Genomic DNA, 9,868 nt, shown 5'->3' with positions numbered 1-9,868 from the left:
AGGGGATGATAAGTTTATCACCACCGACTATTTGCAACAGTGCCATTCTATGAGTTACAACCGCCTGGATGACCGCACAATTGACGATCCTATCCTGCTGGCATTGTTTCATCAGGAAGTCATTGCACGGGCCACCAGCTACAGCGCCGACAACATCTCTTACACCATCAAGCCAGATGAGGTTTACCGTTCTGATTTGTCGGCGTTTCGCTGTTACGGCAATGAAGAATTACGTTGGGTATTCCGCCTGCTGGTGGGGCATGAATCTGAAACTGAAGCCATGCCGGTTGGCACAACGTTAACCGTGCCGCCGGTGGCCTGGATACGTGACCGGATGCGAGACTATGCGTCGGGAACAGTGGAGTTAATCAGTGGCTGATTTTCCCCGCGCCAGTAACGGGCGATACCAGACAGAAGGCCTAAGCGCGCGCGAGTTCGAACGCCTATTCAACCAGATTGAGAAGGATAAGCGAAGCAAGCGCCGCGCTGCTCGCCGCACTCTGACGCCGTTTTCACTGAAGAACAAAACAGCCGAAGATATCATCTCGCTGGGCAAGAAGAAAAAAGGCGGTACGTTCTTCACCGTCGAAGATCTAAAGGCATTTGAAGGTCGCCGCAAGGATATTCGACAGACGTTCAATTCAGGCATAGCCGGGATCACCTATGCCCAGCTCATAGCCGGAAGTGAGGCGATCGACGTTAAACGTGCTAACAACGCCGTAGACGACGGTTCCGGCATTAAGCGCGCCGTGCCTTCATCATTGAAACATAACGTCGTCACAGTCAGCGTGGAGGCTTCAGATCGCTCCGAAGACCAGCATCACCGCGTAAAAGTGCGCTTTGAGGAATGGGATTCACTGATTGATGAGCTGGGGGATGAGACTAGCGCGGTAAAAGTGACGAAAAAGCTGTGTGCCGGTCGCGTATCCTTCGATTGTGATTGTGGTCGTCATCAATACTGGTATCGCTACATCGCGACCGCCGGTAACTTTGCCCTGGCACCGCCAAAAGAATATGCCTTCCCCAAAATCCGTAACCCTAATCTCAAAGGGATCGCCTGTAAGCACGTGATCCACGCAATGACCCGACTCCAGTCGGCAAGCTGGCAATTGCGGATCGGTCAGGCCATGCTGCAGGCCGCTAAACGTGTAGGGTTCGGTGACGACAAACGACGTACTACTAAGCATTTCACTGAGGAAGACCGGAAAAGATTCAACAAGAACCGTAACTCACAGACTAACCAGGGGGCGATGCGTCAGGAGTGGGATAAATACCAGCGCCGCCAGAAAGCGCTGGGTAATCAGATTGCGCGAGACAGTACAAAGCTACGCACCCTCAGCGACAAACTGTTAAAAGCCCGGAAAATGACGCAAAAACAACGGGCAAAGGCAGAAGAAAGTCAGCAAAAGCTTAAAGCCGAGCAGGATAAAAACAAGGTGCTGCTGCAGCAGCTCGCCGACCGTTTCAAGGTGGAACGCCAGGCGTTTATTGATGCGATGGTAATGACTGGTGTATCACGTCAGGATGCCGAGAAACGCTTCCTGGACTACGTGAAAAACAAAGGCAGGGGTTAATACAAAAGCCCCCAACCTTTCGGTCAGGGGGCTGTTTTACGCGTCCATGAATGAGCTGGGCGGAATGTTGAAGCGCCGCGCAAGTGCTTTCATGTGATCTAGTGTTAGTGAGCGAGTCCCGTTAAGGATGCGGCTCACCAGCGATTTCTTACCAATCTCTTCCTCAAAATCACTCTGAGTCAGTTTGTGCTGGTCCATCAGGACACGCAGCAGGGCCACGCCACTTGGTAACGCTGCAATACGGTCGTTGAACTCTGCGAACTCTTCCGCCTCATCTTCATACTGGGCAATTTTCGCAACCAGCATGTCCACCAGCGGATGATCTGGCTCGTGTTCAACCAGGTATTCAACCAGCGTCAGCGCGTCTTCATAGTCCTTGCGAGAGGCATTGCCCCCCAGGAGGGGGACAATGCTAACCAGGCTGTTTGCCGCCTGGATAGCATCGGTGTACATCATTCTTTAGTTCTCCGGTAAAAATCTGTCAGCTTGTCGTATTCGGCGTGTGTGGTTATGTGCTTTATAAAGATTTTCCCACGTTCAAAATCAGCAAAAAACATCACCCTTAAATTCCCACCGCCAACATCGATCACCCACCACTTCTCCCGATATTTCATTCTGTCCAGCGAGGCAAATCGTTTTTTCATTTCGTCCGGTGAAGTGTAGTTCTCTCTCTTCAAAGTCCGGTATACGTCGTCTAGTGCCGCTGCCTGATTGGGGAATTGCCTGGTGGCTGTATCGAAAGGTGCTCTCGATACAACGTGCATCCTTCGCTCTCCTTGTGTTTCCATCTTGGAAACATAATATCGCACTCCCGCAGAGTTGACAAGTTGGAAACTGAAAATAATTAGTGCCTCTGCAATTCACAATCTCCATACAGTGCTCACATACGCAAATTAACCCCGTCAGTGAGGCACTGAATGGGCCGTTTTGATGAATGGTTAGACGACACAAGGCCGGTAACAGTCGCACCGGTTACCGGCATCGGCGATACCATCGGCATGCTGATGTCGCACGGTAATATTTCTCCCTACATCATGGCGTGGTTGATAACCGTGCTGATTCGTCTGGCAACGGGTCAGGGCGTGGTCTCCGCCATGACGGCGGCGGGGATTATTAGCGCAGCGATCCTCGACCCGGCAACCGGTCAACTGGTCGGCGTCGACCCGGCGTTGCTGGTACTGGCAACGGCGGCGGGCTCCAACACCCTGACCCATATTAACGATGCTTCATTCTGGCTGTTCAAAGGCTACTTTGACCTGTCGGTGAAGGATACGCTGAAAACCTGGGGTCTGCTGGAGCTGGTGAACTCCGTGGTTGGCCTGATTATCGTGTTGATCATCAGCATGATTGCATAACGTTAATACCGCTCTGGCCCACAGCGCCAGAGCGGTTTTCCACCCCGTCTCAACAATCCTCAATAATCAGATACACCGCCTTCACCGGGCCATGTACCCCAACCACCTTGATAAGTTCAATATCCGCCGTCGAGCTGGGTCCACTGATGATATTAATGCACGATGGCATACGCTCACCGGCCTGTGCTTTCTGATGCAGTTTTTCTGCCAGCTGCGCCACGCGCGGCAGAATGGAGCTTTTACGCAGCACGAAAATCGAGGACTCCGGCAACAGGCTCAGGGAACGCCCGCGCTCCGGTGCGGAAAACAGCACCACGCCGCCGGACTCCGTCAGGCCATATTCAGCATACACCACGCCGACTTTCGCCTGTTCTGCCTGGGTAATATTTTCGCTACCTCGCGCTGGGTCCCAAACCACGGCGTTGCATTCCTGCTGCAAGCGTTCGGTGATACCCAGCTCCACCAGCCGGCTGTCGCCGCTCAGCACCACCGGCTGCTGACCCAATTCTTCGCACAGGCGCAGCGCCGCGTCTGCGGCCTGGTCCTCGCTGGTCAGTTCGCAGCGGGCCAGCATCACTTCGCTGGCAAACTGGATAAACGCATCGCAGCGCTGCTGCGGGCTAAGTTCGGTCAGGCGCTCGTTGGCATAGTTGTTAACCGGCGCGGCATCTGCTTGCGGTTCGAAACGCAGCGGGCGACCCAGCGCCTGGGCGATGGTGTTTAAAAACGCGGTACGGTTATCCATTCTTTTTCTCCTGCGCCTGATGTTTCTTAAACCAGCTGCGGAAGCTCTCGCCGTCAGCATCAGGCAGATCGCGCGCCTCCATCCAGTCACCAATCGCGCCAACCTTGAGCGGGGTTTTGCCGCCATTGATAAACCAGCTCGCCGCATGCGCGCCCGCCATCATCCCGACTTTCCACAGCCCCGGATGGCTATTGGCATAAGCGAACATCCTGATCGCCCGTCGCTCGGCTTTCGGCGTAATGCCCTCCTCGGCCATCACCCGGCGATGACGCAGGATCAGTTTTGACAACGGAATGCGCACCGGGCAGACGCTGTCACAGGCCGTGCATAAAGAACAGGCGTACGGCAGATCCTTAAAATCTTTATAGCCGCCGAGCAGCGGAGAAACCACCGCGCCGATAGGTCCAGGATAGATAGAGCCATAGCCGTGTCCGCCGATGTGGCGGTACGCCGGACAGGTGTTCATACAGGCTCCGCAGCGGATGCAGCGCAGCACATCGCGAAACTCTGAGCCCAGCACCTGCGAGCGACCGTTATCGACAATCACCAGATGGAACTCTTCCGGTCCGTCAACGTTATCCGCCTCGCGCGGGCCGGTCAGCCAGGTGTTGTAGCCCGTCAGACGTGCACCCACGGCGCTGCGCGCCAGCATGGTGATCAGCACATCCACCTCGGCAAAGGTCGGCGCGATACGCTCCATGCCCATCACCGCAATGTGCGTTTTCGGCAGCGTGGTGCACATGCGCGCGTTGCCTTCGTTGGTTACCAGACACACCGAGCCGGTTTCCGCCACGGCAAAGTTACAGCCGGTAATACCGATTTCGGCACTGAGGAAATCCTCACGGATCTTCTGACGAATGAACAAGGTCATGGCTTCCGGGGTTTCCGGGCCGTCATACCCCAGACGTTCGTTCAGCACGCGGCGGATCTGATAGCGATCTTTATGAATAGCCGGGACCACGACGTGCGAAGGCGGATCCTGATCCAGTTGCAGGATATATTCCCCGAGATCGGTTTCGATCACCTGGATTCCGGCATCCTGCAGCACATGGTTGACGCCGATCTCTTCGGTCACCATCGACTTGGACTTCACCACCTTCTGCGCATTTTTACTTTGCGCAACCTGCAAAATGTAGCGAGTGGCATCTTCTTTGGTTTTGGCGAAATAGACGTGCCCGCCGTTTTCCGTCACTTTCTCGGAGAGTTGATACAGGTAAGCGTCGAGGTTGCTCAGAACGTGATCGCGGATCTGGCTGGCACGATCGCGCCAGTCTTCCCAGTGGCCTAACTCATCGACCATTTTTTGCCGATTTGCGCCGATACGCTCCTGCGCATTAGCCACGGCTTTGCGCATGATCGGATCTTCTATCTGCTGACGAATGCGCAGTTTAAATTCTACATCGCTGGTTTTTATCGACATCTCTTTCCCCTCAGCGGCTCATCAGCACTTCAGCAATATGCATCACTTTAACCGGCTGGCCTTCCCGTTGCAGTCGGCCGCCAATGTTCAGCAGGCAGCTGACGTCTGCGCCAATCAAATATTCCGGCTTTGCATCCATCAGATGTAAGACTTTCTCTTTCACCATCTCACCGGATATTTCGGCCATCTTGACCGAGAACGTTCCGCCAAAGCCGCAGCAGGTGTCCTGATCGGCAAACGTCAGCAGCTCCAGTCCGCGTACGTTTTTCAGCAGCGTGAGCGGCTCTTCCTTCACCCCCAGTTTGCGGGTCAGGCTACAGGAAGGATGATACACAGCGCGCCCCTGCAGGCTGGCGCCAACGTCCACCACGCCCAGTTTGTTGACGATAAAGGAGGTGAGATCCTGCATACGCGCGGAAACTTTCTCAGCACGTAGCGCCCATTCTGGTTCATCGGCCAGATACGTCGGGTAGCTTTTAACCGCGTAGGTACAGGAGCCCGCCGGGGAGATAATCGGATCGTCGTTGTCTTCCAGCGCGGCGATCAGGTTTTTCATCCCGGGGATCGCCTCTTTGATATAACCGCTGTTGATGGCTGGCTGACCGCAACACCCTTGCTTCTCGGGGAAATTAACGCGACAACCCAGTTTTTCCAGCAGCAATACGGAGTCTCGTGCCATCCGTGATTTCAGTGCGTCACCAATACAGGTAACAAAGAAATTTACATTCACAATAACTACTCCATTGCTTCATTTCTGTTTATTGCGCTTGATATCGCGATATCAAGCAAAAGTTCAGTCGTATTTCATGCCCAGTTTTTATGTTTGCTGGTTTTACCAATACCTGGGTTCATAGTGTTGGTCGGATCATTTTCCTGATAAAAACGTGCCAAATTTTCCGGCGCTTTATACAGATGGCCGACATTGTGTTCCGCCGGATATTGCGCTCCGCGTTGGCGCAGTAATTCCAGCATCTGTTCTTTTAACGCGTGGGCATCTACGCCTTTTTTAACGATATAATCCTGATGGAATACATGGCACATAAAATGGCCGTAATAGAGTTTATGCACCAACTGACTGTCAATTTCCGCCGGTAAATGCTCATACCATTCGGTATCATTGCGGCGTAATGCAATATCCAGCGCGAGAATATCCTCAACCTCGTCAGAATGAACGGCCTGATAACGAATGGCAGCACCCGCGGCGGCAAAACGATGCAGAAACGCCTTACTGCCCTCTTCCGCGGTACAGGTAAAGAACGCGCCCTCGGCCGATTTAAAATAGTCCGTTAACCATGCCTGGGCTTCGGCCACACCCTCACCGGACATTTTCAACATCAGATGGTGTTCATAGTTATCGCGCCAGGTCTTCATCCGCGCCGGGAGATGGCTCGGGAACAGATGGCTAAAAGCCTGCATCGCGCGGTCGGTAAAGTGCGGGCGAAAGATCTTCACCTTCTCAAGTATGGCCTCGGTACGCCCCTTCAGGTTGAAGAAGAACGGCATTTTGTCCGTGCCAAGTTTGTCGATCATCAGGAAGGTATCTTTGCTGTATTTCTCTGCAATATCATAGATATCGCGGTGCATATACTCCCCAGCAACCGGCAGGTTTGTAAAATTCGCCAGGATGTGGCGGCGAATCTCAGTCAGGACATCAGTCTGATTGGTACCGATATAAAAGACCTGCTGGTTCTTCTCGGCTTCAAAGGTATCCAGACGTACGGCAAACACCGCTAACTTGCCCGCACAGCCAGAGGATTCAAACAGGCGATCCGGGTCAGCGTTGTAACGTGCTGGCGTGTCGGCATTGATGTCCCGCACGCGGCTAACATAGTCGTGATCGTGCGCGTGACGCCCGTCATGGTTGACGAGCACGGCTTCAATCGCATTGTTATCCAGCCGGGCAAGGATTTGCTCTGGCGTCTGACCTAGCTCAATGCCGAGGTGATTGACCAGCTGCAAGCGTCCCTGTTCATCAATACGGGCAAACAGCGACATCTCGGTATAAGCCGGGCCACGCTGGACCAGAGAACCGCCGGAGTTATTACAGATACCGCCGATAACCGACGCGCCGATGCACGAAGAGCCAATCACCGAATGCGGCTCACGGCCAAACGGCTTCAGCGCCTTTTCCAGCGAATACAGCGTGGTGCCCGGATAAGCCAGCACCTGCTTACCCTCATCCAGCACATGCAGACTGTCCAGCCGCAGCGTGCTGATAATGACGATCTCGCGGTCGTAATCATTACCATTGGGCGTCGAACCCTCAGTCAGGCCAGTGTTCGACGCCTGCATCAGGATTATTTTATCGGCCTCAACGCAGGCGCTAAGGACTTTCCAGAGTTCAAGCAAAGAGCCGGGGATAACCACCGCCAGAGCATCACCCTGACCCGAGCGAAAACCCTTACGGTAACGCGCAGTTTTTGACGGTTCGGTGAGGATATGAGCAGGGCCAACCAATTGGGTAAGAGTTGTCAAAAAGGTCTTATTATCAGTATGTTTCATGGAGGGCGGCTCTCCGCTCCTTATATCAGGGCCAGTGAAAATGGCCATAGGTTCATTTGTACGACAAAACAGAATATTCCCTCAATCAATATCCACATGCAATACCCCATTTTATTTCTTTCGGTACCGCTCACATTTTTTAATGAAATTACCACCGCCATATAATTCATACCTCGCCCTTTGAGGGGATGCCAAAACACTTATTTCATTTATTGCAAAGATCATCCCATACCTATTAATGATTAACTCTAATGGGTGTTGTAATATTTAGTGGTTATTCATATTTAATAAAAAATAACATTATTTATACAATTATTAACCTTTATAACTTTATTTCACTGAAGCGATTCAGTTAGCATTTTTTATTTTATTATTCAGGTAGCTTCCTTTCCCCTAAATATAGTTCAGTCTAAAAAAGTAAATCGGGAATTGTAATGCACGAATATTTAATGTTTGCTCTGGCACTCTCTCCTTTGCTGCTGATGGTATTTTTAATACTGAAATTAAAAATGCCCATCCATTATTCCGTACTGATCTCTTTGGTATTCACCGCTGCACTATCGGCAATATTCTGGGAAATGCCCATACAAAATCTGAAAGCCGCGATAGGGTATGGCGCACTGAAGGGACTATGGCCGATCGTGATTGTGATCCTCGGCGCTATTTTCAGTTATAACGTCATGCAGGCGACCAAAGCGCTGGATATTTTGCGCGATATTCTCGCCAGCATTAGCGAAGATAAGCGTATTCAGGTGCTGCTGATTTCATGGTGTTTTGGTGGATTTCTTGAAGCCGCAGCGGGCTATGGCACGGCGGTCGCTATTCCGATCGGCATTCTCATTGCGCTGGGATTCAACCCGTTGAAGGCGGCGATTGCCTCTCTCGTGGCAAATACAGTTCCTACCGCATTCGGCGCGGTCGGGATCCCGGTTTCTATTCTGGCTGAACAGGTTAATCTGCCGGTTTATACCTTAGGCGGAACCATTATTTTGCAGCTCGCGTTGTTTAATATCCTGCTGCCGTTTGTGATTGTCTGCATTATTGGCGGTGGCCTGAAAGCCATTCGCGGCGTATTTCTGATCACGTTGATTTGCGGCATTTCCACGCTGATTCCGCAATATTTTGTCGCCATCCATCTTGGCGCGGAATTACCCGCTTTTGCCGGTAGCCTGGTCAGCCTGTTTGCCGTGGCGATGGTCAGTCGCCTGCGCAAAGGGAAAACCGATCCAGAGTGGCGCATTGAGGTCAGCCATACCCGCGAAACCACGCCGCGCTCGGCAAAAGTGTTGTTCCGCGTGGGCTCTATCTATCTGTTTATTTTTGTGTTTATCCTGCTGTGTTCGCCGCTGTTCCCGACAATAAAAGGCGCGGCGTCCCAACTGGCTTCGGTGCTGCATTTCACGTTGGCTGACGGCAAAACGATGGCACTGAAAGTTGAATGGGTGACCACACCAGGGATGCTGATTATCTTTGCGACCATTATCGGCGGTTTTATTCAGGGAGCGTCCGCACGCGGGATGCTGGAAGTATTTATCAAAACGATTTTCCAGCTTAAAAACTCTATCGTGGCAATTATGGCGATCGTCGCGCTGGCCACGGTGATGGATCTCAGCGGGATTATCTCCACACTGGCGCAGTCGATTGTCGATCTGACCGGCAGCTCGTACGTCTTCCTCGCCCCGGTGATTGGCGCGCTGGGCACGTTCGTTACCGGCAGCGATACCAACTCGAACATTCTGTTTGGCAAGCTGCAAACCATAGCTGCCAGCAAGTTACATATCGATCCCAACTGGCTGGCGGCGGCCAATACCTCTGGCGCTACGGGGGGCAAAATGATTTCGCCGCAAAGCATCGCCATCGCGGTTTCTGCCACCAAAATGGACGGTCAGGCCAATCAGATCATGTCTGGCACCATGAAATACTGCTGTGCCTACATTGTGATCCTTGGCCTGAAAGTCGGTCTCTTTTATTACTGGTTTATGGCGTAAGCCATTGTCAACCCCGTCAAATTCGCGGCAATCGTATTTGACGACACAGTGACCAAAAAGGTTTATACCACCCCAGAAACGGAACAAGGCGACAGGCTTTACGATTTGTCGGCGCTGACTAAAATAGCGCCGATGTTTCAAATCGAGGATTGTTGTTATGTTGTTCTGGAAAAAGATGGTGAAGAAGTTCGACGCCTTTTCCGCGTTGATTCCACCACGCTACTTCCGCGTGTAATACCTGGCACTTATTCCTGATGGCGCTTCGCTTATCAGGCCTACATTTC

General features: G+C 52.4%; 9 protein-coding genes and 1 pseudogene. 4 read left to right on the top strand and 6 right to left on the bottom strand.

Going from position 1 to position 9,868, the window contains the following annotated elements; translation table 11 throughout:
* Positions 1–379: hypothetical protein (locus ACVCAM_RS25460; protein WP_447093729.1), on the top strand; the 379-nt coding region annotated here is incomplete at its 5' end.
* Positions 372–1,574, top strand: a complete 1,203-nt coding sequence (locus tag ACVCAM_RS25455) for a hypothetical protein (RefSeq protein ID WP_003031541.1) — start codon at positions 372–374, stop codon at positions 1,572–1,574. The genes ACVCAM_RS25460 and ACVCAM_RS25455, both read left to right, overlap by 8 nt.
* Positions 1,575–1,610: 36 nt before the next feature.
* On the opposite strand, the gene ACVCAM_RS25450 is transcribed toward ACVCAM_RS25455, so the two are convergent.
* Together ACVCAM_RS25450 and ACVCAM_RS25445 are read right to left on the bottom strand one after the other, a co-directional pair.
* Positions 1,611–2,030: a helix-turn-helix domain-containing protein gene (locus ACVCAM_RS25450; protein ID WP_000990392.1), complete on the bottom strand. Its 420-nt coding sequence runs from the start codon at positions 2,028–2,030 to the stop codon at positions 1,611–1,613.
* Positions 2,027–2,338 carry a type II toxin-antitoxin system HigB family toxin gene (locus ACVCAM_RS25445; protein ID WP_000558568.1) on the bottom strand — a complete coding sequence of 104 codons (312 nt, stop codon included), beginning with the start codon at positions 2,336–2,338 and terminating at the stop codon, positions 2,027–2,029. Before ACVCAM_RS25445 ends, ACVCAM_RS25450 begins: the two co-directional genes overlap by 4 nt.
* Before the next feature lie 210 nt (positions 2,339–2,548).
* Between ACVCAM_RS25445 and ACVCAM_RS25440 the strand changes: the two are divergent.
* Positions 2,549–2,929: pseudogene (locus tag ACVCAM_RS25440) on the top strand (GntT/GntP/DsdX family permease); the annotation flags it as partial.
* A gap of 49 nt (positions 2,930–2,978) precedes the next feature.
* Here the strand turns inward: ACVCAM_RS25440 and ACVCAM_RS25435 are convergent.
* From ACVCAM_RS25435 to dld, 4 genes are all read right to left on the bottom strand, one after another.
* Entirely contained in the window at positions 2,979–3,674 is a 696-nt protein-coding gene (locus tag ACVCAM_RS25435; protein ID WP_000370412.1) for a LutC/YkgG family protein, read from the bottom strand.
* Positions 3,667–5,094, bottom strand: coding sequence for a LutB/LldF family L-lactate oxidation iron-sulfur protein (locus ACVCAM_RS25430; RefSeq protein ID WP_447093728.1), 1,428 nt, complete (start codon positions 5,092–5,094; stop codon positions 3,667–3,669). Before ACVCAM_RS25430 ends, ACVCAM_RS25435 begins: the two co-directional genes overlap by 8 nt.
* Before the next feature lie 10 nt (positions 5,095–5,104).
* Positions 5,105–5,824: a (Fe-S)-binding protein gene (locus tag ACVCAM_RS25425; RefSeq protein WP_001102107.1), complete on the bottom strand. Its 720-nt coding sequence runs from the start codon at positions 5,822–5,824 to the stop codon at positions 5,105–5,107.
* A gap of 74 nt (positions 5,825–5,898) precedes the next feature.
* Positions 5,899–7,644, bottom strand: coding sequence for a D-lactate dehydrogenase (gene dld / locus ACVCAM_RS25420; RefSeq protein ID WP_023157191.1), 1,746 nt, complete (start codon positions 7,642–7,644; stop codon positions 5,899–5,901).
* Positions 7,645–8,030: 386 nt separating this feature from the next.
* On the opposite strand from dld, the gene ACVCAM_RS25415 reads away from it, so the two are divergent.
* Positions 8,031–9,584 carry an L-lactate permease gene (locus ACVCAM_RS25415; RefSeq protein ID WP_044348657.1) on the top strand — a complete coding sequence of 518 codons (1,554 nt, stop codon included), beginning with the start codon at positions 8,031–8,033 and terminating at the stop codon, positions 9,582–9,584.
* The last annotated feature ends 284 nt before the right edge of the window (positions 9,585–9,868 follow it).

Source organism: Enterobacter sp. CFEC122, from assembly GCF_052983755.1.
Note: the sequence above shows the minus strand (reverse complement) of the source record. Positions and strands in the feature narration are given on the sequence as shown.

What these genes read in the sequence shown, in the direction of transcription:
- ACVCAM_RS25450 (WP_000990392.1), bottom strand. Translation starts at nt 2,030, where the DNA reads ATGATGTACACCGATGCTATCCAGGCGGCAAACAGCCTGGTTAGCATT.
- ACVCAM_RS25445 (WP_000558568.1), bottom strand. Translation starts at nt 2,338, where the DNA reads ATGCACGTTGTATCGAGAGCACCTTTCGATACAGCCACCAGGCAATTC.
- ACVCAM_RS25435 (WP_000370412.1), bottom strand. Translation starts at nt 3,674, where the DNA reads ATGGATAACCGTACCGCGTTTTTAAACACCATCGCCCAGGCGCTGGGT.
- ACVCAM_RS25430 (WP_447093728.1), bottom strand. Translation starts at nt 5,094, where the DNA reads ATGTCGATAAAAACCAGCGATGTAGAATTTAAACTGCGCATTCGTCAG.
- dld (WP_023157191.1), bottom strand. Translation starts at nt 7,644, where the DNA reads ATGGCCATTTTCACTGGCCCTGATATAAGGAGCGGAGAGCCGCCCTCC.
- ACVCAM_RS25415 (WP_044348657.1), top strand. Translation starts at nt 8,031, where the DNA reads ATGCACGAATATTTAATGTTTGCTCTGGCACTCTCTCCTTTGCTGCTG.